This is a genomic window from Agromyces sp. NSFZ (assembly GCF_056156205.1).
Window position 1 is genome coordinate 1,032,058 of record NZ_CM149585.1, and the last position, 23,256, is coordinate 1,055,313.

Annotated in this window: 15 protein-coding genes; 9 read left to right on the top strand and 6 right to left on the bottom strand. The window is 71.1% G+C overall.

Annotation, left to right across the window (positions count from 1 at the left end; translation table 11 throughout):
* The first annotated feature begins 30 nt into the window (after window positions 1-30).
* From ACVFI9_RS05010 to ACVFI9_RS05025, 4 genes are all read left to right on the top strand, one after another.
* Entirely contained in the window at window positions 31-762 is a 732-nt protein-coding gene (locus ACVFI9_RS05010) for an NUDIX hydrolase (protein WP_474764948.1), read from the top strand.
* 16 nt (window positions 763-778) lie between these two features.
* Window positions 779-2,218, top strand: a complete 1,440-nt coding sequence (locus ACVFI9_RS05015) for a lipase maturation factor family protein (RefSeq protein ID WP_474764949.1) — start codon at window positions 779-781, stop codon at window positions 2,216-2,218.
* Window positions 2,219-2,464: 246 nt separating this feature from the next.
* Window positions 2,465-5,275, top strand: coding sequence for a hypothetical protein (locus tag ACVFI9_RS05020; protein ID WP_474764950.1), 2,811 nt, complete (start codon window positions 2,465-2,467; stop codon window positions 5,273-5,275).
* A 1,143-nt stretch (window positions 5,276-6,418) separates the two neighbouring features.
* Window positions 6,419-7,219: a HupE/UreJ family protein gene (locus tag ACVFI9_RS05025; protein WP_474764951.1), complete on the top strand. Its 801-nt coding sequence runs from the start codon at window positions 6,419-6,421 to the stop codon at window positions 7,217-7,219.
* 4 nt (window positions 7,220-7,223) lie between these two features.
* Here ACVFI9_RS05025 and ACVFI9_RS05030 read toward each other — a convergent pair whose 3' ends face one another.
* Window positions 7,224-8,663 carry an MFS transporter gene (locus tag ACVFI9_RS05030; protein ID WP_474764952.1) on the bottom strand — a complete coding sequence of 480 codons (1,440 nt, stop codon included), beginning with the start codon at window positions 8,661-8,663 and terminating at the stop codon, window positions 7,224-7,226.
* Between the two features lie 239 nt (window positions 8,664-8,902).
* Here ACVFI9_RS05030 and ACVFI9_RS05035 point away from each other — a divergent pair, with 239 nt between their 5' ends.
* The gene (locus ACVFI9_RS05035; protein WP_474764953.1) at window positions 8,903-9,919 is read left to right on the top strand and encodes a serine/threonine-protein kinase; all 1,017 of its coding nucleotides are present in this window, start codon (window positions 8,903-8,905) and stop codon (window positions 9,917-9,919) included.
* An 89-nt stretch (window positions 9,920-10,008) separates the two neighbouring features.
* The gene (locus ACVFI9_RS05040; protein ID WP_474764954.1) at window positions 10,009-11,136 is read left to right on the top strand and encodes an AI-2E family transporter; all 1,128 of its coding nucleotides are present in this window, start codon (window positions 10,009-10,011) and stop codon (window positions 11,134-11,136) included.
* A 547-nt stretch (window positions 11,137-11,683) separates the two neighbouring features.
* On the opposite strand, the gene ACVFI9_RS05045 is transcribed toward ACVFI9_RS05040, so the two are convergent.
* The 5 genes from ACVFI9_RS05045 to ACVFI9_RS05065 all read right to left on the bottom strand — a co-directional run bounded on the left by ACVFI9_RS05045 (window position 11,684) and on the right by ACVFI9_RS05065 (window position 18,256).
* Complete coding sequence (locus ACVFI9_RS05045) at window positions 11,684-12,976, bottom strand: sugar ABC transporter permease (RefSeq protein ID WP_474764955.1); 1,293 nt, start codon at window positions 12,974-12,976, stop codon at window positions 11,684-11,686.
* On the bottom strand, window positions 12,973-13,743 hold the full coding sequence (locus tag ACVFI9_RS05050) for an ATP-binding cassette domain-containing protein (protein WP_474764956.1): 771 nt from the start codon (window positions 13,741-13,743) through the stop codon (window positions 12,973-12,975). Before ACVFI9_RS05050 ends, ACVFI9_RS05045 begins: the two co-directional genes overlap by 4 nt.
* Before the next feature lie 125 nt (window positions 13,744-13,868).
* On the bottom strand, window positions 13,869-14,927 hold the full coding sequence (locus ACVFI9_RS05055) for a sugar ABC transporter substrate-binding protein (protein WP_474764957.1): 1,059 nt from the start codon (window positions 14,925-14,927) through the stop codon (window positions 13,869-13,871).
* Between the two features lie 236 nt (window positions 14,928-15,163).
* Window positions 15,164-16,483 carry a GNAT family N-acetyltransferase gene (locus tag ACVFI9_RS05060; protein WP_474764958.1) on the bottom strand — a complete coding sequence of 440 codons (1,320 nt, stop codon included), beginning with the start codon at window positions 16,481-16,483 and terminating at the stop codon, window positions 15,164-15,166.
* Window positions 16,484-16,522: 39 nt separating this feature from the next.
* Window positions 16,523-18,256: an NAD(P)/FAD-dependent oxidoreductase gene (locus ACVFI9_RS05065; RefSeq protein WP_474764959.1), complete on the bottom strand. Its 1,734-nt coding sequence runs from the start codon at window positions 18,254-18,256 to the stop codon at window positions 16,523-16,525.
* 141 nt (window positions 18,257-18,397) lie between these two features.
* Here ACVFI9_RS05065 and ACVFI9_RS05070 point away from each other — a divergent pair, with 141 nt between their 5' ends.
* From ACVFI9_RS05070 to ACVFI9_RS05080, 3 genes are read left to right on the top strand one after another with little or no spacing between them, the layout of a single operon-like run.
* Window positions 18,398-21,043, top strand: coding sequence for a DUF4062 domain-containing protein (locus ACVFI9_RS05070; protein ID WP_474764960.1), 2,646 nt, complete (start codon window positions 18,398-18,400; stop codon window positions 21,041-21,043).
* The gene (locus ACVFI9_RS05075) at window positions 21,021-21,860 is read left to right on the top strand and encodes a hypothetical protein (RefSeq protein ID WP_474764961.1); all 840 of its coding nucleotides are present in this window, start codon (window positions 21,021-21,023) and stop codon (window positions 21,858-21,860) included. The genes ACVFI9_RS05070 and ACVFI9_RS05075 overlap by 23 nt, the downstream gene beginning before the upstream one ends.
* A 49-nt stretch (window positions 21,861-21,909) precedes the next feature.
* Window positions 21,910-23,238: a DUF1254 domain-containing protein gene (locus tag ACVFI9_RS05080; protein ID WP_474764962.1), complete on the top strand. Its 1,329-nt coding sequence runs from the start codon at window positions 21,910-21,912 to the stop codon at window positions 23,236-23,238.
* Window positions 23,239-23,256 lie beyond the last annotated feature (18 nt).

Below are 23,256 nucleotides of genomic sequence, written 5' to 3' on the forward strand. Positions count from 1 at the left end.
CGGTGGGCTCGACGCGCCTAGTCTGAGTCCATGGACAGCGACCTTGCATCACTCACCAACGACGAGGTTCCTGGTTCGGCCGCGACGGTCGTGCTGCTGCGCGACGGCGAGCGCGGCCTCGAGGTGCTGCTCGCCGAGCGGCCGCGCGACCGCGGGTCGTTCGCCGGAGCCTGGGTCTTCCCGGGCGGCGCCGTCGACGCCGCGGATGCCGCGGGCGGCGCGCTCGACACCGAGGACGCGGCTCGCCGCGCCGCCGTGCGCGAGACCCGCGAGGAGATCGGGCTCGTGCTCGATCCCGACGAGCTCGTGGCGTTCTCACGCTGGACGCCGCCGCCGACGAGCGCCCAGAAGCGCCTGAGCACGACGTTCTTCGCCGTGCGCGTGCCCGACGGCGAGATCCGTCCCGACCCGAACGAGGTCATTGCGATCGAGTGGTTCCGGCCCGTCGACGCGCTCGACCGGCACAGCGCCGGCTCGATGTCGCTGTGGCCGCCGACGTGGGTGACGCTGCACGGGCTCAAGGACGCGGCATCCGTCGACGAGGCCCTCGCGGAGCTGCGCTCGGGTGACATCCGGCCGTACGTCTCGCGGATCAGCGACGATCGCAGCATGATCCTCTGGGAGGAGGACGACGAGTACGTCGCCGAGCGCGAACGGCAGGAGCACGAGCCCGACGTGCCCGACGACGCGCCCGATGCGGCGGGCAACCGGCACCGGCTCGTGATGGACCGGCTGCCGTGGGTGTACCTGCACCAGTTCTAGTCGGTAGCGTGAGGGCGTGGACTGGCTCGACTGGTTCGACGCGCACGACTACGAGATCGCCCGTCAGGTGCTGCAGCGGGGGGTCGGGGCCCTCGCGTTCGTCGCGTTCCTCTCGACGCTGAACCAGTTCCGGCCGCTCCTCGGCGAGCACGGACTGCTTCCGGTCCCCGAGCTCATCCGCCGCTCGTCGCGGCTGCGTGGCCCGACGCTGTTCCGCTGGGGCTACACCGACCGGCGCCTCGTCGCGGTCGCCGTCGCCGGGCTCGTGCTCGCGGCATCCGTCGTCGCCGGACTCCCGCAGCTCGGGCCGCCCTGGGTTCCGATGCTCGTCTTCCTCGTGCTCTGGATCCTGTACCTCTCGGTCGTGAATGTCGGCCAGACGTTCTACGGCTTCGGCTGGGAGATGTTGCTCTGCGAGGCGCTGTTCATCATGGCGTTCCTCGGCTCGAACGACCAGCCGCCGTCGATCCTGATCCTCGTCGCCGTGTGGTGGCTCGTGTTCCGGCTCGAGTTCGGGGCCGGCATGATCAAGATCCGCGGCGGCCGCGAATGGCGCGACCTCACCGCGCTCATGTACCACCACGAGACGCAGCCGATGCCGAACCCGCTGAGCAGGCAGGCGCATCTGCTGCCGGAGTGGTTCCACCGGGGCGAGGTGCTCGGCAATCACTTCGCGCAGCTCGTGGTGCCGTTCTTCCTGTTCGTGCCTGGGCCGGTCGGGTCCGCCGCGGCCGGGATCATCGTGCTCACCCAGCTCTGGCTCGTCGTGACCGGGAACTTCGCCTGGCTGAACTGGATCACGGTGGTGCTCGGGGCATCCGCCATCTCGGACTCGGTATGGCACTGGCTCGTCCCGGCGATCCCGACCGACCTGGGCACGGATGCCGCGAGCACCCCGCTCTGGTGGTTCGTCATCGTCGCGGCGGTGACCGTGCTCCTTCTCGAGCTCAGCGTGCGGCCGGTGCAGAACCTGCTCTCGCGGCGCCAGCTCATGAACGCGAGCTTCAACCGGTGGATGCTCGTGAACGCCTACGGCGCGTTCGGCACCGTGACGAAGCAGCGCATCGAGATCGTCGTCGAGGGCACGCTCGCCGACCTGCCCGGCGACGACTCCGACTGGCGCGAGTACCACTTCAAGGGCAAGCCCGGCGACGTACGGGCGATTCCGCGGCAGTGGGCGCCGTACCACCTGCGGCTCGACTGGCTGATGTGGTTCCTGCCGCTCGGGCGCATGTGGGAGCCATGGTTCGAGATGTTCCTCGCGCGACTGCTCGAAGCGGATGCCCCGACGCTCCGCCTGATCGCGGTCGACCCGTTCGACGGGAAGCCGCCGAAGTGGGTGCGGGCCCGCGCCTACCACTACCGGTTCTCGACGCGCGCGGAGTTCCGCGCCACGGGCGACCGGTGGGTGCGTACGTTCGAGCGCGAGGTGATCGGGCCGGCGGGCCTGCGCTGAGCCGGGGGTTCTGAACCGCGCACGACCTTTCGGCGGCCCACGCCGGTTCGCCGGCGTCCTCCGTCCGTCGAACGGTCGTCATCGGGGCCCGGGATGGCGAGAGCGCAGCGCGCGCGGAACCGTTCGCCCGTCCGTCTCACGTTCGTGGGCTGCCGCACGCCGACTGTTCACCCGTGCTGGCCAGCGTGTGATCCGGAGTGCCCCGCCTGCACGGCGGGGCCAGGACGACACCAGGAGGGCACCGGCATGCGCTGGAGGAACGAACGAGGCGGAGGCGGCAGCGTGCCGGTCGCCGGAATCCTCGCGGTGGGGATCACCGCGATGCTCGGGCTCGGGCTGGCGGTCGCGCCGGCGCACGCGGCGTCTGCGGCATCCGGGTCGACGACACCCGCGGCCACCGCCGGGGGACCGCTGGCGGCCGACAAGCCGACGTCGGCCGACCTCGTGCCGCCGCTGCTCTCGCCGGCCGACGGGAGCTGGCTCGAGGGCACCGCGAAGATCGCGGCGACCCCCGTCGTGGCCGATGACGACGTGTCGTCGCTCACCCTCGACGGCGCCCCGCTCGACGCGACGCCGACCGTCGGCGTCTCGCACCTGCGCTTCGACGTGGGCACGAACTCGATCGAGGCGCGGTACGGCAACCACGTGCTGGTCAACGGCGAGCACCGCATCGACCTCGGCGACCTCGTGAACGAGCGGGTCGACCTCGAGGTGCCGAACGAGTTCCTCGTGCAGGGCGAGAACTCGATCCGCTTCGTCACGGGCACCATCAACACGTCGTGCGGGGTGAACCACGACGACTTCGTGCTCTCGAACGTCGGGCTCGAACTGCTCGGCGAGGTCGCCGACGGCGAGGAGAACGAGTACAGCTACAACTTCGGCGACGGCGACTGCGGCTCGAACACCTCGAAGCTGCTCGACGCCGAGCTCTCCTTCTTCGTCCTCGGCGACCCGCAGGGCACGACCGGACTCGCGGTCGACCTCGACACCACGGCGGTGCCGAACGGTGCGCACACGATCGTCGCCACCACCGCCTCGGGCGCGACCGCCACGCACGCCGTCGCGGTGAACAACGCCCCGGTCGGTGCGCCGTACGTGACGCCCGCCGACGGCACCATCGCGAAGGGCGTGCAGCAGGTCTTCGCCACCCAGCGCGCGGTCGGCGACGGCGGTGTCGCCGCACTCACCATCGACGGCGCCGACGCCGGGGCCACCCCGGTGCTCGGCGCCGGGGACGCGGTGCTGAGCTTCCGCGTCGGATCGAACTCGATCGAGGCGCGCTACCACAGCTACCTCCTCGTGAACGGCATGCGGCTCGACCTCGGCGGCGACTACGAGAGCCGGCGCGTCGACGTCGTGTTCCCGAACGAGTGGCTCCGGCCCGGTTCGAACACCGTCCAGCTCGTGACCGGCTCGATCGACGCGGCCTGCGGCGTCAACCGCGACGACTACACGATCTCCGCCATCTCGCTCGCGCCGGCCGTCGGCACCGCCGCAGGCATCGGCCTGAAGTCCTCGTACGCCATGGGCGACGGCAACTGCGGCAGCAACGCCACCTTGCTGCGCGAGGTCGCCCTGGAGTTCTCGGTCGACGCGCCGGCTCGAGGCCTCCGCGCCGACGTGGACACGACCGCGCTCGCCGACGGCGACCACGAGGTCGCCGCCACCGCGACCACGGGCGAGGTCGCCACTCGCTTGCTCGTCACCGACAACTCGGGCCCCGCCGTGGCCTCGAGCGTGCCGGCGGCGGGTTCGACCCTCACGCAGGCCGTGTCGCTCGACCTCCAGCTGGAGGACCGCTCCGGCATCCTGACGGGCCCCGACGTCACCCTCGACGGGCAGCCCGTCGCCCCGGGCGACCTCGTCGGCCCGGGCCTCGGCGCGGGTGAGCACACCATCGCCGTCACCGCGGTCGACGGCCTCGGCAACGGCGCGACGCGCGAGATCGTGTTCACGTCGGCGGGTATCCCCGACATGCCGGTCGAGCTCTCCCCGGCATCAGGTGCCACGGACGTCGGCGACGCCGTCACGCTGTCGGCGCGCGTCGCCGAGCCCGACGGCGGCGAGGTCACTGCCACGTTCTCGGAGGCCGAGATCCTCACCCCGAACCAGGTCTGGCAGGGCACCTCGCAGGGCGTGCCCACCACGCTCCGGGTCGACGGCGAGCAGGTCGTCGCGGGTGCCCCGGCGCTCCTGCCGGGCGACGGCATCACGCTCGACACCGACGCGGCGCGCGAGGTCGCCTTCCAGCGGTTCGACGTGATGGTCAAGGGGCACGTGCAGGCGCCCGTGCTCCGCTGGGCGGGCACGATCGACCCGGACCGCATCGCCACCCTCCGCGCCTGGAACCTCGAGACCTCGACGTGGGATGCGCTCGCCGGCAGTCGTGGCGCCGCCGCGGGACGGACCGAGCTCACCGCCCAGGTCGACGACCGCTACATCGACCGCCAGCAGGTGCACGTCATGGTTACCGGCGAGGACCCCTTCGCCGACGACCTGCAGGCCGAGGCCGGCGACCCGAACGGCTTCGCCGACCCGGCGTCGTACGACTTCTCGATCGCCCACTTCACCGACACGCAGTACCTCGCCGAGGGCGCCGTGGAGCAGGAGACGCCCGAGGAGCGCGCGGTCTGGGAGTCGGCGTACCGAGGCGTGACCGAGTGGATCGCCGAGAACGCCGAGGCACGCAAGATCGCCTACGTCGCACACACGGGCGACCTCATCGAGAACAACATCCGCACGCCCGCGACCGAGGCCATGCAGCAGCAGGTGGTCGGCGAGTTCGAGATGTCATCGACGCGCACGCGGTGCTCGACGCAGCCGGGGTTCCGAACGGCGTGCTCGCGGGCAACCACGACAACCAGTCGGGCACCGAGAACGGGCCCGCGGCGATCTACAACCGCTACTTCGGCCCCGAGCGCTACCAGACGGCCGCGGCCGGCTGGGGTCAGGCGGAGTACGGCGGCCCGTGGCGCGAGGGCGACAACCAGAACCACTACGATCTGTTCTCAGCGGGCGGTCTGGACTTCGTCGTCGTCGGCCTCTCGTACGGCGTGACGCGCGAGGAGGCCGAGTGGGCCGATGGCGTGTTCAAGCAGTTCCCCGACCGCAACGGCATCCTGCTCTCGCACGACTACCTCGCGCCGAGCACCCAGCCCGACGGCCGGAACGCCAGGTTCTCCGCGCCCGACGGCTCGCTGCTCTACGACCGGGTCGTGGCCGACAACCCCAACGTGTTCCTGATCCTCGCGGGCCACGAGCACGGTGTCGGCACGAACGTGAAGCCGAACGTCGGCGAGATCGAGCACGGTGTGGTCGAGCTGCTTGCGGACTACCAGTTCTACACGGTGTCGGCCGACCGGCTCGGGCTCACCGAGATCGGCGGCTACCAGCCCGACGCGCAGCTCCGCTTCGGCGCGAGCTTCCTCCGGATGCTCCAGATCGACGTCGACCGCGCGATCATGAACGTCGACACGTACTCGCCGCTCCTCGACGAGTTCGGCGCGACCGAGTACGACGATCGGCACCGCTACGACGGCACCGAGGACAACATGGTGCTGCCGATCGACCTCACGAGCCGCACGACGAGCTTCGGCACCGACTCGGTGGCGCTCTACGTGCCGACCGCGGTCGTGGGCGAGGCCACGGTCGCCTCCGGCGAGGTCGCCTCGGTCGAGTGGTCGAAGCTGAAGGCGAGCACCGCATACGCGTGGATCGTCACGGCGCGCTCCATCGGCGGTGGCTCCAGCACGTCCGAGTCTGCAGTGTTCGTGACGACGGATGCCGCGGGCGACCCGGGCGCGCCGGACCCGAGCTCCCCGCTCCTGCCGTATCTCGGTGAGCCGGGGGCCGGCAGTCGGTGATCTCCGCGAGACCTCGCCGCCGCGGCCCGGTGCTCCGGGCCGCGGCGGCGCTCGTCGTCGCACTGGCCGCGCTCCTCCAGCTGCTGGTGCTTCCTGCGGTGCCGGCGCGGGCGCACGACTCGACGTCGGATGCGTACGCCACCGTCGAGCGCGACGGCACCCGCGTCATGGCGGAGCTCGAGCTCGAGTACGACCTGCTGATGAAGTCGGCGTGGCTGTACGCCGAAGCCTACGAGGCGACCGAGCGCGACGAGCAACTGCGCCAACTCGCCGGCAATGCCGATGACGTCGACGCCTACGTGACCGGGCGGTTCGTCATCGACGCTGAGGGAGAGCGGTGCACCGCCGAGCGGGTCGCGCATGGGACATCCGCGATCGCAGCGACCGCGCATTCGCCGTGGGACGCTTCGCCTACGACTGCGGCGGGAGCGAGAGCGGCACGCTCGAGGCTTCCAGCGCGCTCTTCCCCGACGCCGAGGGCTTCGTGCACAGCACCGAGACCATCGTCGAGTGGAATCTCGACGGCGTGGCCGGCAGCGGGGTGCTCGTCGCCGCGTCGCCGACGATCGAGCTCGGCGAGCAGGGGCCGGCGTTCGGCGAGTTCTTCCTGCTCGGCGCCGAACACCTCCTCTTCGGGCTCGACCACGTGCTCTTCCTCGTGGCGCTCCTGCTCGGCGCACGCACGCTTCGCGGCATCATCGTCACCGCGACCACGTTCACGGTGGCGCACAGCGTCACGTTCCTCCTGGCCGGTATGGGGATCGTGAACCTGCCCGCGGCGATCATCGAGCCGGTCATCGCGCTGTCGATCGTCGCGGCCGCCGTCGCCGCACTGTCTCGTCGCGAGCCGTCCGTTCGCCTGCGGCTGCCGATCGTGTTCGTGTTCGGGCTGCTGCACGGGCTCGGCTTCGCGAGTGCGCTCGGCATCGACGAGGAGTGGTCGTGGGGTCTGCTCTGGTCGCTGCTCGCCTTCAACCTCGGCATCGAGGTCGTGCAGCTCGTGCTGATCGCGGTGGCGTTCCCGCTGCTGGTGCTCCTGCGTCGCACGCCGGCCGGTCGCCCGGCGACGCTCGTCGTGGGCGTGGCCGTCGGGGCGATCGGGTTGTTCTGGCTCGTCGAGCGACTGTTCACGAGCTGACCGCTCAGCCCGCAGGCTCCGCTCCTGCGCGGTGCTCGATCTCGTCGACGTGACCGCGCGGCATCGCGATCCCCGCGGCGATGGTCGCGAGGGTCGCGATGCCGACGCCGATGAACACCGCGGTGGATGCCGCCTGCACCGCGGCGGGCGACTGCTCGCCGAGGCCCGAGCGGTCGATCACGCCGTTCGCGATCGCGCCGAAGATGGCGACGCCGACCGCGCTGCCCATGGAGCGGAGGAAGAGGATCGCACCGGTCACGACGCCGCGTTCGGTCCACGGCACCGACGACTGCGCCGCGATGAGGGTGGGGGATGCCACGAGTCCGAGCCCGATCCCCACGACGAAGCACGCGAGGGCCGCCGTCCACGGGTTCGGTGCCATCGACGCGGCGACGAGACTCGCGGCGCCGAGCACCGTCACCCCGATGCCGATGAGGGCGGTGGCGCGGAAGCCGATGCGCAGGTACAGCCGACCCGACTGGGAGCCCGAAAGGGGCCAGCCGAGCGTGAGCGCGGCGACCGCCAGCCCCGACGCGAACGGCGATGCGTCGGCCGTCATCTCGAGGAACGTCGGCACGTACGAGGTGAGGCCGATGATCGTCGCGCCGAGCCCGAACGCGATGAGCGAGCTGGTGAGGATCAGACGACGGGAGAAGATGCCGAGCGGAAGCACGGGCTCGGCCGCGCGCCGCTCGATGAGCACGAAGGCGACGAGCAGGGCGGCGGCGAGGCCGAACCAGCTGAGGCTCTGCCACGACAGCCAGTCCCAGGCCTGCCCGCCCTCGAGCACCGCGAGGATGAGCAGGGTCAGTCCCACCGTGAGCACGATGGCGCCCGCGATGTCGATGCGGTGACGCCGACGCACCACCGTCTCGTGGTAGTTCCGCACGAGCATCCACACCGCGATCGCCCCGAGCGGCAGGTTCACGAAGAAGATCCACCGCCAGGTCAGGAACTCGGCGAACAGGCCGCCGAGCGAGGGGCCGACGACGGATGACACGGCCCACACGCTCGCGATGTAGGCCTGCACCCTGGCGCGCTCGCGTACCGAGTACAGGTCGCCCGTGATCGTGACGGCGAGCGGCAGCACGGCGCCGGCGCCGAGTCCTTGGACCGCCCGGAACACGATGAGCGAGGTCATGTCCCACGCGAAGCCGGCGAGGATGGACCCCAGGAGGAAGAGCCCGATGCCGACGAGGATGATGGGCTTGCGCCCCAGGGTGTCGGCGAGCTTCGAGTAGACCGGCACCGAGACGGCCTGTGCGAGCAGGTAGACCGAGAAGAGCCACGGGAACTGCGCGAAGCCGCCGATGTCGGCGACGATCGTCGGCACGGCCGTCGCCAGGATGGTCGCCTCGATGGCCACCAACCCGGTCGAGAGCATCAGCGCGATGAGGATGGGTCCTCGCTCGGAACGGAATCCCACCCCGTCGGCGTCGGCCATCTGCTCCTCGATCCGGTGCGCTCGGTGCCCGCGCCCCAGATGAGCCTACGCGCGAGCGGCGACGAGGCCGGCGCGCGAGGCATCCGTTGGTCGCTCGAGCGACCCGCGCGGCACGGCTCGAGCGATCTGTCAAGGCCCAGCGCCGGAAATCGTGCGCGGATAGCCTTGGGTCACTACATGGGATGAGTCTCAGGCTGTGCGCCAACCCGCTCGAGACGTACGAACGCAGGGAGCAGACCATGACCGACCCGCAGGTTGCATCCAGCCCGCCTCGATACCAGCCGCGGCTTCGCTACGAGTTCCTCGAGCACCTCGGGTCGGGCGGCATGGCCGACGTGTACCGGGCGCGCGACACCGAACTCGGTCGCGATGTCGCGATCAAGGTGTTCCGCGACGATTCGGGCACGGTCGCCGACCTCACTCGTCGGGAGCGGGAGATCCACCTGCTCAGCGGGATGAGCCACCCGGGACTCGTCGGCGTGCACGATGCCGGCACGCTGCTGCACGACGGCCATGAGCGCCGCTACGTGGTGATGGAGCTCGTCGAGGGACTGTCGCTCGCGCACCGCCTCGCCAACGGGCCGCTCACGCCCCGTCAGGCCGCGGACCTCGGTGCCCAGATGGCGGATGCGCTGAGCTACGTGCACGGCCGGGCCGTCGTGCACCGCGACGTGAAGCCGGAGAACATCCTGTTGGCCGAGACGCCGGCGCTCGGCTACACGCTCGTCGCGAAGCTGGCCGACTTCGGGGTCGCGCAGTTCGTGGACGGCGCGCGGATGACGAGCGACGGCGCCATCATGGGCACCGCCGCCTACATCTCTCCTGAGCAGGCGCGAGGTGAGGAGGTCGGACCCCCGAGCGACGTGTACTCGCTCGGACTCGTCCTGCTCGAGGGGCTGCGCGGGGAGCGCGAGTACACCGGATCGGCCATCGAGGCCGCACTCGCCAGGCTGCACCGACCACCGGCCGTTCCCGAGGACCTCCCCGACGAGTGGCGGACGCTGCTCCAGGCCATGACCCACGACGACCCGGCGAAGCGCCCGACGGCGCACGAGGTGGCCGCCACGCTGCGCGATGTCATCCGCACGATGATCGCCGACGGACGCGGCAAGCGTGGGCGCAGTCGCCGCTCGACCGCGCGACGTGCCGGCGACGGCATGGACGTTCGTGCGGCCGCGGCCGTGAGCTCGGTCGTGGGCGCGACCGTCATCGCGACCGTCGCGATCGTGACGATGCTCGCTGGCGGCGGTGCCTGATGGCGGCCGCTCCGGCGGCGCGATGACAGCGGATCCGGTTCGGCGCGGCGTGCGTTCGCGACGACGCGAACGCGTATAGCGTCACTCGCATGTGGACATGGAGGCGACGCGTCGCCGCACCCGAGGAGGCTCCGGCGGCCGAGGTCACGGGCAATGCGGAGTCGCGTGGGCCCGAGATCCGGATCCACGCGTTCCGGATCGGCTTCGTCGGCGCCCTCGGCGTGCTCGTCGCGCTCCTGCTCGGCGGCATCGTCGGGCAGCTCGGCACGGTCATCCTGTACGTGGCGCTCGCGCTCTTCCTCGCCCTCGGCCTCGACCCGGTCGTGAGCTGGCTGCAACGCCGCGATATGCCGCGCGGACTCGCCATCCTGCTCGTCGTGGTGGTCGTCGTCGGCCTGTTCGTCGGGCTCATCGCCACGATCGTGCCGATCGTCATCGAACAGACCAAGATCCTCATCGAGGACTGGGACACCATCGTCGAGGGTGTCCGGGACAGCGCCCTCGTGGGGTGGCTGAACTCGCTGGTCGGCGGCGATGCGATCCAGCAGGCGGTCACGGCGGGCGGCGACTGGCTCGCCGATCCCGACAACCTCGGCAGCCTCACGGGCGGGCTGCTCGCCGTGGGCGCCGGCATCCTGGGCGGCTTCACGGGCGCGACGATCGTGCTGATCCTGATGCTCTACTTCCTCGCCTCGCTGGCGTCGATGAAGCGATACGCCGCACGCTTCGTGCCCGCAAGCTCGCGGCCGGGGTTCCGTGAGGTCTCGGAGGAGATCACGGGATCCGTGGGACGCTACGTGATCGGCCAGCTGAGCCTGGGACTGCTCAACGGCGTGTTGAGCCTCATCTTCCTGTCGATCATCGGGGCGCCCGCGCCGATCCTGTTGGCGTTCATCGCCTTCCTCGGCTCGCTGGTGCCGCTCGTGGGCACGCTCTCGGCCGCGATCATCATCACGCTCGTCTGCCTCGCGGCGTCGCCGCTCACCGCCCTCGTCGCGGCGATCTACTACCTCGTGTACATGCAGGTCGAGGCCTACGTGCTGAGCCCCCGCATCATGAGCCGAGCGGTCGCCGTACCGGGCGCGCTCGTGGTGATCGCGGCCATCGCGGGCGGCACACTCGGCGGCGTGCTCGGGGCGCTCGTCGCGATCCCGGTGGCGGCGTCGCTCATCATCATCGTGGAGAAGGTGGTGTTCCCTCGCCAGGATGTGCTCTGAGGCCGGGCCGGGCGCGGTGGCTTGACGGTCGCGACCTGAGCCGCGTGCCGACGAGTGTTTCCTCCGTCGAGCGGCGGCACTCCGGTACTTCGGCACTCCGGTACTTCGGCACTTCGGGACTCCGGCACTTCGGGACTTCGGCACTCGGGGACTTCGGTACTTCGGGACTTCGGTGCTTCGGTATCGCGGCACTCCGGCACCTTGGCACTTCGGCACTCCGGCACTCCGGTACCTCGGCACTCCGGTACCTCGGCACTCCGGTACCTCGGCACTCCGGTATTTCGGTACTTCGGCACCCTGGGACTTTGGCACTTCGGTACTTCGGCACCATTAGACTCCGGGACTCCGGGACTCCGGCACCATGGGACTCCGGGACTCCGGGACTCCGGGACTTCGGCACTTCGGCACCGTGATCGCTGGAGGAAGCATCGATCGAGCGCGAGCAGCGGGGTGCAGGACGAGCGTCCCGCCCGCACTCCGGCGCGGGCGCGCATGACGAGAACGGATGCCACGACCGGTGGTCGCGGCATCCGCTCGGCCTCGCCGGTCAGGTCCGGAAGATCGTGCCCCCGGCGCGAACCCGCGAGACCGCATCGACCGTCGCCGCCAGGATGAGCACGCCGCCCGTGACCACGAGGTTGACGCCGGCCGGCAGGTTGAGGAGCCCGAGGCCGTTGGTGATGACGGCGATGACGAGGGCGCCGATGGCCGCATGCAGCAGGCGCCCGCGTCCGCCGAAGAGGCTGACGCCGCCAACGACCGCCGCAGCCACGCCCGACAGCACGATCTCGCGACCGGCCGCCGCGTCGACCGCCCCGACCTTGCTGATCGAGAACAGGCCCGAGACCACCGCGAGCGTCGAGCAGACGATGAAGGCGCTCCAGCGCACGAGCATGACCTTGACGCCCGAACGCCGGGCCGCCTCGGCGTTGCCGCCGATCGCGTAGAGGTACCGCCCGAACTTGGTGCGATCGAGCACGAACGTGCCGATCCAGAGGATGACGAGCACGATCGGCACGACGATCGGCACGCCCTCGACGACACCGACGGACTGGCCTCGGTTGCGGCTCAGGATGGCGACCACGGCACCGCCGATGACCGCGATGACGCCGAGCTTGATCCAGACGAGCGCGATGGTGCGGTTGGGAACACCGGCCCTCGAGCGGCGGGCCCGGTCCCAGAACGAGGTCGCTGCCGAGACGGCGAGGATGACGCCGAGCATCGCCCAGCCCGCCCACACCGGCATGTTCGAGTTCTGGATGGCACGGATCTCGGGGATCTGCACCCGGTAGAGGCCGCCCGCGCCGATGATCATGAGGGTCAGGCCCTGGTAGCCGAGGAACAGGCCGAGGGTCACGACGAAGGATGGAATGCCGACCCTCGCCACGAAGAAGCCGATGAGCGTGCCGGTGAGGAGACCGGCGGCGAACGCGATGACGAGCGCGAGCACCCAGTTCACCGCGTGCACGTTCACGAGCACGATGAACAGCGCCATCGTCATGCCGCTCGTGACGCCGGCCGAGAGGTCGATCTCACCGAGGAGCAGCACGAAGACCAGGGCCATGCCGAGCATGACGAGCGTCGCGGCCTGGGTGAGCAGGTTGGCGAAGTTCCGCTCCGTGAGGAAGAAGGGGCTCAGGAAGCTGAACAGGATAGTGAGCACCACGAAGCCGCCGACGGCGGGCAACGCCCCCATGTCGCCGCTGCGCACCCGTTGCCCGTAGGCGCGCACCTGATCGGCGATCGTGCCCTCCTGCCCGCTGCCGATCAGGCCGGGCGCGACGTCCGACGCCGAGGTGTCGGGCGCGATCGCGCCAGGGGCCGGCTGCTGCGAGCTCATGCGATCTCTCCCTGCTGGACCTTCGTGCCGGTGATGTACCCGACGACGTCATCGCGCGACGTCGAGGCCGCCTCGAGGGACGCGACCATCTGCCCGAGGTAGAGCACGTCGATGTGGTCGGCGACCGCGAAGACGTCGGCGAGGTTGTGACTGATGATGATGACCGCGACGCCCTGATCGGCGAGCCGTCGCACGAGGTTCAGCACCTGCTCGGTCTGCGCCACCCCGAGGGCCGCCGTCGGCTCGTCGAGGATGACGACGCGCGCCTTCTTGAGCACGGCGCGGGCGATCGCGACGGTCTGGCGCTGGCCACCGGAGAGGCTTGCGACCTTCTGACGCACCGACTTCACCGTGCGCACCGAGAGCGAACGGAGGGTGTCGGATGCCTGGCGCTCCATGCGCCCCTCGTCGAACGTGCCGAACTCCGTCTCCTCGCGGCCGAGGAACATGTTCTGCACGATGTCGAGGTTCTCGCAGAGCGCGAGGTCCTGGTACACGACCTCGATGCCGAGATGCGCCGCATCCCGCGGCGTGTGCAGGGCGACCTCCTGACCGTCGAAGCGCACGGAGCCCGCATCGTAGGGCTGCACGCCCGCCAGGCCCTTGATGAGCGTCGACTTTCCGGCGCCGTTGTCACCGACGAGCGCGGTGACCCTGCCCGGGTAGGCCTTCAGATCGACGCCCTTCAGCACGCTGACCGGACCGAAGCTCTTGACGACCCCCTGCAGTTCGATGATCGGCGCGACCGCATTCACGCTCGCATTCATGCCCGTTCCTTTCGACGACGCTGTCTCGGCTCTCAGTGTGGCACTCGCGTGCCAAGACCGGGAAGGGTGATCGGGGCTCCGGCCGGGCGGTGGTCCGCCTCGGCTCGGAGCCCCGATCGCTGGTGTTACTGGATGCCGAACTCAGTGCACTTGGCCGCGACCTCGCCCTGGCAGAGCTCGGCCGGGTCGGCGTCACCCGCTTCGACGACGTCGACGACCTCTTCGGGACCAACGAGGATCGGCGTGACCGCGATGTACGGAGTGCCGTCCTCGAGCTCCTGGTCGGCCTCCGGGGTCTCGCCCTCGAGCAGCGCGACCGCCAGCTCGACGGCGGCGTCGGCCTCGAGCTTGATCGGCTTGTAGACCGTGGCGGTCTGCTTGCCGAGGAGCACGTTCTGCAGGCCGGCGATCGACGCGTCCTGACCCGAGACCGGAACGACGAGGCCGTTCTTGTCGAGGATCGTGATGACGCCCGCGGCGTTCGTGTCGTTCGCCACCCAGACCGCGTCGACCTTGCCGCCGAGCGACGTGAGCGCCTGCTCGAAGTTCGTCGCGGACTTCTCGCCGTCCCAGACGCCCGGGGGCTCGGCAGCCGGCGTGATGCCGGCCTCCTCCATGACTGCGACCGCGCCGTCGTGGAACATCTTGGCGTTGCCGTCGGCGGGGTCGCCGCCCATGTAGACCACGATCGCGGTCGCCGGGTCCTTGCCGGCGGCCTTCAGGCCGTCGACGATGGACTGGCCCTCGAGGGCCCCGACCTCGGCGTTGTCGAAGGAGACGTAGTAGTCGGCGCCTTCGATGGGCCGGTCGTAGGCGATGACCGGGATGCCCTCGGCCTTGGCCTTCTCGGCCACGGCGGCGCCGGCGCCGTTGTAGTCGACGAGCAGCATGACACCGCAGCCCTTGCTGAGCTGCTGGTCGGCGATGGTGGCGTACTTGTTGGTGTCGCCCTGCGCGTTCTGGATGTCCGTCTCGAACCCGGCGGCCTCGAGGCCGTCTTCGAGGTACGGGCGGTCGTTGTTCTCCCAGCGCGGCGATGAGGCGGCGTCGGGGAGGATGACGCACGCGCGCGTCGCTGCGTCGCCGCCGCCGTCTTCCTCGCCCGTGCCGCCCGAACAGCCTGCCAGCACCAGCGCGGACAACCCGGCGAGTGCGACGGCAGAGACCAGTGAAGCTGACTTCATTGCGCTCCCCTTCTGTGTGAGGTCGACCCCTCGAGGTACCGGCGTCGTCCTTGGCGTCGGCACTGGCCATGATGCCGCAATTGTGGCCACCCCGAACAAATCGCTTCATAACACTTGGGTAACCACACCGACTGGCCGGTCGGCGCAGGCGCGGCCCGGCCCGAGACCACTGGGAGCGCTCTCACGCATGTCCCCCGAACTGGGGTGATCGTCCAGCACCGGGCGCGGCCCGGACTTCAGAACCAGATGCTGAGGTGCGGGGTGCGATCGGCGGCGAACATCCGGTCGGCGATCGATACCGAGCCGGCCGTGGCCGACGTGATGCGTCGTGCTCGTGCGAGCACCGATGGGCGCACCCCGCCGAGGTAGATGGCCCCGAGTTCCTGTACGCCGAGCGTCAGCGTGTGACGTGCGGAGGCGGCATCCGCCTCGAGACGCTCCGCCTCGGCGCGGCCGCGTTCGTCGGCCGTGACCCGGAATCGGCCGCTCGCGTGCTGCAGCGGATCGGTCACCTCGAGGTCGAGCGTGCCGGCCATGCCGTACCGCCGCGCCGCGAGCGCCTCGACGGGATCGAGCACGCGCAGCCACAGGTGGTCGACGACGTCGGTCAGCGTGACGGCGCGGGGGTCCTCGAGGAGCCACGGGAGCGGTTCGTCGACCGAGCGGAGCCGACCGCGCACGCCGCTGACGAAGTCCTGCTCGACGAGGAACCGCCACAGGGCTCGCTCGGCCTCGTCGGTCGCCGCGACGAGGAAGTCGAAGTCCACGAACCCGGGCTCGTTCGGCTCGCGCGTGATGCGGTAGGTGACGAAACCCTGCGGCTGTCCGTGCTCGTCGTCGTATCGCACCGTGCGCAACTGCCGGGCGCGGTCGCCGTCGGGGTCGATGAGGCCGAGCGCCCGATCGAGGATGCCCGGCCACCGGTCGATCTCACCCGGGGTGCGAGCGACGGCGCGCCGGGTGATCGCGGCCGCGGTCTCGCGCAGCTCGGCGTGGCCGACGAAGTGCACGCGGCCCGGGGCATCCGGCCCGATCCAGTGCGCCCGCTGCCGGTCGACCGTGATGGTCGCCGCCCGCGCCGCCGGAGCGTACCCGTATCGCCCGTAGATCGTCGCCTCGGTGACGGTGAGCATCGCGAGCGCGGCGCCGGCGTTGCGGGCGTTCGCGAGCTCGCCCTCCATGAGTGCCCTGGCGATGCCGCGCCGGCGATGCGTGGCCGCGACGGTCACCGCGCTCACGGCCCAGGCATCGACGCTCCGCCCGCCGGGCACGCTGAGTCCGGTCGGCCATCCGTCGACGGTGGCGACGGGCACGGCCGGATCGGCCGCCTTGGGGTCGTACACGCCGTGCACGCGGCGGTCGGATGCCACGGCCAGCGAGTAGTCGCGCTCGACGTCCCGGGGTTGCGCATGGTGGAAGCCGCGATACTCGGCCTCGACCCACGCCGTCATCGCGTCATGGTCGTCGGGATCGAGCAGTCGATACTCGAGCCCGTGGCGGGCGAGCGCCGCTGCGGCGGCGGGGTCGACCGGGATGCTGCGCGGATCGAACGACATCGACCCAGCGTACCGACGGACCCTGAGTGCACCGGATGCTCAGCCGCCCGGGTGCGGGCCGAGATGCGCGTGCACCGACGACACCACGACCGAGCCCTCGCCGACCGCTGACGCCACGCGTTTCACCGACCCGCGACGCACGTCGCCGACGGCGAAGCAGCCGGGCACCGACGTCTCGAGCGGCGCGGGACCGTCTTCATCGCCGAGCCACGCCCGGCGTCCGCCCTCGGCGAGGACCTCCGGCCCGGTGATGACCGAGCCCCATCGGTCGCGCAGCACCTCGGGCGGCAGCCACTCGGTGTGCGGGCGGGCGCCGATCGTGATGAACACCGCCGCCGCGGGCACCTCGACCCGCTCGCCGGTGTCGGCGCGCTCGATGATCACGTGGTCGAGTCGGTCGGCCTGCGCCGCCCCCGCATCCACGACGTGCGAGCGCGTGATCAGCCCGACCCCTGCGGCCTCAAGCTGGTCGATGAGGTAGCGCGACATGCTGTCGGCGAGTGACTCCTTGCGCACCACGAGCGACACCGAGCGGGCGTAGCGGGCGAGGTGGAGGGCCGCCTGGCCCGCCGAGTTGCCGCCGCCGACCACGAGCACGTCGCGACCCGTCTGGGCGCGCGCCTCGACCGAGGAGGCGCCGTAGAAGACGGATGCCCCGACGAACGGACGCAGGCCCGGCGCCGAGAGCCGTCGGTAGCTGACGCCCGTCGCCAGCACGACCGCGCGGGCGCGCACGAGCTCGCCCGTCGCCGCGTCGCCGTCGGGCGCCACGTCGGGCGCCACGTCGAGCTCGAATCCGCCGTCGACGAGTCGCAGGCCGGCGACCCGCCGGGTGTGTGCGAACCGTGCACCGAACACCCAGGCCTGCTGGTACGCGCGCTGCGCGAGCTCCGCCCCCGAGACGCCCCGCGAGAAGCCGAGGTAGTTGCGGATGAGCGAGCTCGACCCCGCCTGGCCGCCGATCGACTCGCCCTCGAGCACGAGCGTGTCGAGACCCTCGGATGCCGCGTACACCGCCGCGGCGAGGCCGGCGGGCCCGGCGCCGACGACCGCGACGTCGACCATGCCGTCGGGGAGTGACGTGTCGAGGCCGTACGCTCGGGCGAGCGTCGCGTCGTCGGGATCGACCAGCACCCGGCCGTCGGCGGCGCGAACGAGCGGCACGCCCGCGTAGTCGATGCCCGCCTCGGCGAGCAGCGTCATCGCCTCCGCCGAGTCGGGCCTGAGGTGGTCCGACGGCACCCCGCCTCGCGCGAGCCGGCTCCGCAGCACGTGGGTGCGCGGCTGGGCGTCGTCGCCGATCACGGTGAAGGCACGGTGACGCTTGCCGACGGCGGCCTCCCACTCGCGGAGGAAGTCGGTCACGGCGCGGTGGAAGGACTCGTCGGGCGAGTGCACCGGACGCACCACGTAGTAGTCGATCTGGACGTGCGACATGAGCTCGAGCACGGCACTGGAGGTGGCGCGGTCCGCCCAGGCGCCCCACTCGATCACGAGCCCGCGCCTGACGTCGGGGAAGCGCCGGCGGGCGGCGGCGAACACGCTCTCGTGCCCGGCCACTGGCGAGGCGTCGTCGGCGAGCACGAGGGCGAGGTCTCCGCCCGCCGCGTGCAACTCGTCGATGGCCGATGCGGCGCGCTCGGGGGCATCCGCCTCGATGATCCGGTAGTCGGCGGAGTACCGGCGGCGGAGCGGCTCGAGCAGCGCCTCGCGGGCGACGGCGTCGGCCGCGACCACGAGGATCGCCGGCGAGAGGTGCTCACTGGCGTCCACGCGTTCGTCCTCCCCGACGGCACCGAGCGGCTGCCCCCGCCGCCTCGCCGCGAGTGTACCGCCGCGTTCCCGGCGCCACCACCGCGTCGCCGCCAGGACTGGGGATTTACAGCACGGGCCCGCTGGGAACAGACTGCAGTCATGAGTCCGGCGGATCCGGGCATCCGAACGCCCGACCAGCGTCTGCGCGTCTTCGTGAGCTCGACGCTGAGGGAACTCGCGCCGGAACGCCGGGCGGTGCGCGAGGCGATCGAGCAGCTGCACCTCGCGCCCGTCATGTTCGAGCTCGGCGCCCGGCCGCACCCGCCGCGCGAGCTCTACCGTGCGTACCTCGCGCAGAGCGACATCTTCGTCGGGCTCTACGGCGGGCAGTACGGATGGGTGTCGCCGGGCGAGGACGTCTCCGGGCTGGAGGACGAGTACCGGCTCGCGCCGCCCGAGCTGCCGAAGCTCGTGTACGTCAAGGAGGGCGTGGAGCGCGAGTCGCGCCTCACGGACCTCCTCGCGCGGATCAAGGCCGACGACCGCGCCTCGTACACGTACTTCACGGATCCCGCGCAGCTCGCCGAGCTCGTGCGCGGCGACCTCGCGACGCTCCTCGCCGAACGGTTCACGCGAGCGGCGACGTCACCCCAGGACGAGGCGGAGCCCGATGCGGGCATGGCCGGCACCGTCCGCCTCCCCGCCGCGCTCACCGCACTCCTCGGCCGGGAGCGCGAGCTCGAGGCGGTGACGGACCTGATCGCCGACGACACCGTGCGCCTCGTGACCATCACGGGCCCGGGCGGCATCGGCAAGAGCCGCCTGTCGATCGAGGCCGCGAACCGCGTGCGCGACCGGTTCCACGGCGGCATCGGGTTCGTCGACCTCGCGCCCGTCACGGATCCGAACCTCGTGCCCGCGGCCATCGCGAACGCGCTGTGCGTGCGGGACATCGGCGACGGCACCCTCGACGAGAAGCTCCGCATGGCGCTGCGGAATCGCCGGATGCTGCTGCTGCTCGACAACCTCGAACAGGTCGTCGACGCCGCGCCCGCGATCCGTTCGCTGCTGACGGATGCCCCGGGCCTCACCGTGCTCGCCACGAGCCGCATCCTCCTCCGCATCACGGGCGAGCACGGGGTGGAGCTCGGCCCGCTCGGGCTTCCCGACCTGCGACGCGGCCCCGACGTCGAGCGCGCGCTCGCCGCGCCCTCGGTGAGCCTGTTCGTCGAGCGGGCGCGCGCCGTGAAGCCCGACTTCGAACTCACCGACGAGAACGTGGGCGACGTGATACGCATCGTCGTCGTGCTCGACGGCGTGCCGCTCGCGATCGAGCTCGCGGCGGCCCGTTCCCGGGTGCTGACGCCCGCCGAGCTCGTCGAACGGCTCGGACGGCACCTGCTCGGGCTCGGCGGGGGCGTGCGCGACCTCCCCGAGCGGCAGCGCACCATCCGTTCGACCATCGAGTGGAGCACGCAACTGCTCGGCGCCTCGCAGCAGGAGCTCCTCACCAGGCTCGGGGTCTTCGCCGGCGGCTTCACGCTCGACGCGGCCGAATGGATCGGTCGTGACATCCCCGGCGCCGACACGCTCGACGACCTCGCCGCGCTCGTCGACGGCAGCCTCGTGCGACAGCACGAGCGCGGCGACCGTGCCCTGTTCACGATGCTCTCGACCGTGCGCGAGTACGCGCGCGAACAGCTGTCGGCGCGGCCGGACGCTGCGGCCCTGCGCGACCGGCACGCCGAGTACTTCACCCGGCTCGGCGAGGAGGCGCAGCGCGAGCTGCAGGGGCCGCGCCAGCTCGAATGGATCGACCGGCTCGCCGAGGACGATGAGAACCTGCGTGCCACCGCGCGCCACCTGCTCGACACCCGGCAGTGGTCGGCCGCCGCACGGTTCGCGTGGAGCCTCTACGTGTACTGGTGGATCGACGGGCACCTCGGCGAGCTGCGCGAGTGGATGACCGAGGTGCTCGAATCCGGCGACCCGCTCGACGAGCCGACGAAGGCGCGGGCGCTCTACTTCACGCGGGCGATCGCGTTCTGGCAGGACCCAGACGAGTGGCTCGTCCCCGGCCTCGGCGAGAGCGCCGCCCTCTTCCATCGGGAGGGAGAACGATCGGGGGAGGCGCTGGCGCTCATCTCGCTCGCACTCGCCCATCTCGGCACGCGAGAGCCCGATGTCGCGCGTGCCGGGGAGGCGCTCGATGAGAGCCTCGTGCTCTTCCGCGACGCGGGCGACGACTGGGGCCAGGCGATGGCGCTCGTCACCCAGGGGCGCGTGGCGCTGCTCACGCAGGACGTGCACGCGGCGGTGGCCCGCTTCAATGAGAGCCTCGCCGTCGCCAAGCGCCAGGGCGACGACCTCGGCGAGACCATCGCGCTGCACCACCTCGGCTGGGCGGAGGTGCTGGTCGGCGACTTCGGGATCGCCCGGGACTGCTTCGAGGAGAGCCTGACCCTCTCGGCACGACTCCGCCACGACGAGGGCGTCGCGTACGGGCTCGAGGGGCTCACGGCGGTCGCGGCCGCCGCGGGCGACCCGGTGCGTGCCGGCACCCTGCTCGGCGCCGCGCAAGTGGTGCGCGAGCGCACTGGGCTCTACAACGCGCCGACCTTCTCGTTCCACCAGCGGTTCGTCGACGGCATCCTCGCGTCTCCGGCTGCCGACGCGTTCGAGCAGGCGCTCGCACACGGACGGCACCTGCATGTCGACGACGCCGTCGCCTTCGCACTCCGGCGCGAGGCGGCACACGACACTCACGATGCGGAGGTGGCCGATGTCGCGGCAACCGCAGGTTGAGTCGCCGCCACGTGACCGCGTGCGGCCGTACACGCGCGTGCTCGCCTACGTCATCATCCCGTTCCTCGTGGCGGCGACCTTCCTGCTCCTCGTGCTGCCCGGCGGCACCGAGCAGCACTTCGCCTGGACGATCGAGCCGCCGATCACGGCGATGCTGCTCGGGTCGGCCTACGCCGGCGGCATCTGGTTCTTCTCGCACGTCGCCCTGCAGCGCCGCTGGCACCGGGTGCGGCACGGATTCCCCGCCGTGCTCCTGTTCGCGAGCCTGGTCGGCATCGCGACGTTCCTGCACTGGGATCGTTTCCACTTCGGCCACCTGTCGTTCGTCACGTGGGTCGCCCTCTACGTCACCACGCCGGCGCTCGTGCTCATCGCGATCGTCATCCAGCGCGGGCAGGATCCCGGCGAGTCCGAAGCCGACGACGTGGTCATCCCGACGCCGTGGCGCCACGTGCTCGCGATCGTCGGTGCCGCGGCCACGGTCACGGGGCTCGTGCTCTTCGTCGTGCCTTCGGTGCTCGTCGACACGTGGGCCTGGCCGCTGGCGCCGCTCACCGCGCGTATCGTCGGCGCGGTGCTCACGCTGCCGGGCATGGTCAACGTCTGGATGCTGTGGGACGCCAGGTGGTCGGCGTACCGGTGGGTGTTCCAGGCGCAGCTCGTGAGCCTCGCCTGCATCCTGGTGGCCATCGCCGTGCGTCTCGGCGACTTCGCGTGGGAACGGCCCGCCGCCGTCATGTTCGTCGTCGGCATCGTCGTCTCGGCGGTCGTCTACGGCGTCTTCTACCTCTCGCTCGAACGGCGACGAGCCCGTTAGCCTGTGAGCAGCCGGCCCGCGGGCGGGCACCGCGAACGGGGGAGGTTCCATGGACTGGACCGAGCGTCATCTCGTCGACGCCTACGTGTTCGGATATCCGCTCGTCTACAACGTGTCGTCGTTGCAGGCGATCGCGACGAACGGCATGGGCGCACTGCCCGCGGCGGGCTTCAACGCGTTCGCCCACGGGCCGTCGCTCGCGACGCCCGACGAGCCGTTCGTGAGCGTCAACAACGACACCATCTACTCGATCGCCCAGCTCGACCTCTCGGGCGGACCACTCGTGCTGCACGTGCCCGACACGGGCGGCGCATACTCCGTGCTGCAGTTCGTCGACGCCTGGACGAACAACTTCGCGTACGTCGGGCGCCGCGCCACCGGCACGGCAGAGGGCACCTTCCTCATCACGCCGCCCGGCTGGTCGGGCGACGTCCCGGCCGGGGCCCGGGTCATCGAGGCGCCCACCGACATCGCGACGATCGTCGGCCGGCTCGCCGTCGACGGCGACGACGACATGCCGCGCGTGCGCGACCTGCAGGCGCAGCTCACGCTCACCCCGGTCGACGGCAACGGCCCGCTCCGCGGCATTCCGCACGCGGCATCCGGCATCACCGAGCACCTGCGCTTCTGGGACCTGCTGCGGCAGTGGAGCCAGGCGTTCCCGCCATCGGAGGCCGACCGGGCGTACCTCGACCGATTCGCCCAGTACGGCCTGACCGACCCCGGCAATCCCTACGGCGTCGTGCCGCGCGACCTCGACGAGCACCTCGAGCACGCCTTCGCCGCGGGTCGCAACCGGGTCGAGGAACTCGCCCGCGAGAATGCGGGCGACGCCGTGAACGGCTGGCAGGGCATGCCGCACGGGTTCGACTACAACGTCGACCACCTCGGGCTGGGCACGATCGACTCGCCCGAGTGGAAGATCGCCGACCGCGAGACCGGTTACGAGGTGCGTGCCGCGTCCGCGCGCAACGGGCTCTGGGGCAACCACGGATACGAGGCGTACTACGCGAGCGTCTACGTCGACGCCGACGGCGAGCAGCTCGACGGCTCGCGAGCCTATGAGCTGCGGCTCACCGAACTGCCGCCGGCCGAGGCCTTCTGGTCGATCACGATGTACTCGATGCCCGAGTACCACCTCGTCGCGAACCCGATCGATCGGTACTCGATCGGCGACCGCACTCCGGGCATCGTCACGGGCGACGACGGCTCGCTCGTGATCCGCCTGCAGCACGAGCGCCCAGACGACGAGGTCGCCGCCGCGAACTGGCTGCCGACGCCCGAAGGCGACTTCCGGCCGATGCTGCGCGTCTACCAACCACGCGAGGCGATGCTCGACGGGTCGTACGTGATGCCGCCGATCACGCGCGTCGGCTGAGGCTGCGCGGCGCGCCTG

What these genes read in the sequence shown, in the direction of transcription:
- ACVFI9_RS05020 (WP_474764950.1), top strand. Translation starts at nt 2,465, where the DNA reads ATGCGCTGGAGGAACGAACGAGGCGGAGGCGGCAGCGTGCCGGTCGCC.
- ACVFI9_RS05070 (WP_474764960.1), top strand. Translation starts at nt 18,398, where the DNA reads ATGAGTCCGGCGGATCCGGGCATCCGAACGCCCGACCAGCGTCTGCGC.
- ACVFI9_RS05045 (WP_474764955.1), bottom strand. Translation starts at nt 12,976, where the DNA reads ATGAGCTCGCAGCAGCCGGCCCCTGGCGCGATCGCGCCCGACACCTCG.
- ACVFI9_RS05035 (WP_474764953.1), top strand. Translation starts at nt 8,903, where the DNA reads ATGACCGACCCGCAGGTTGCATCCAGCCCGCCTCGATACCAGCCGCGG.
- ACVFI9_RS05080 (WP_474764962.1), top strand. Translation starts at nt 21,910, where the DNA reads ATGGACTGGACCGAGCGTCATCTCGTCGACGCCTACGTGTTCGGATAT.
- ACVFI9_RS05055 (WP_474764957.1), bottom strand. Translation starts at nt 14,927, where the DNA reads ATGAAGTCAGCTTCACTGGTCTCTGCCGTCGCACTCGCCGGGTTGTCC.
- ACVFI9_RS05075 (WP_474764961.1), top strand. Translation starts at nt 21,021, where the DNA reads ATGTCGCGGCAACCGCAGGTTGAGTCGCCGCCACGTGACCGCGTGCGG.
- ACVFI9_RS05040 (WP_474764954.1), top strand. Translation starts at nt 10,009, where the DNA reads ATGTGGACATGGAGGCGACGCGTCGCCGCACCCGAGGAGGCTCCGGCG.
- ACVFI9_RS05050 (WP_474764956.1), bottom strand. Translation starts at nt 13,743, where the DNA reads ATGAATGCGAGCGTGAATGCGGTCGCGCCGATCATCGAACTGCAGGGG.
- ACVFI9_RS05010 (WP_474764948.1), top strand. Translation starts at nt 31, where the DNA reads ATGGACAGCGACCTTGCATCACTCACCAACGACGAGGTTCCTGGTTCG.
- ACVFI9_RS05030 (WP_474764952.1), bottom strand. Translation starts at nt 8,663, where the DNA reads ATGGCCGACGCCGACGGGGTGGGATTCCGTTCCGAGCGAGGACCCATC.
- ACVFI9_RS05060 (WP_474764958.1), bottom strand. Translation starts at nt 16,483, where the DNA reads ATGTCGTTCGATCCGCGCAGCATCCCGGTCGACCCCGCCGCCGCAGCG.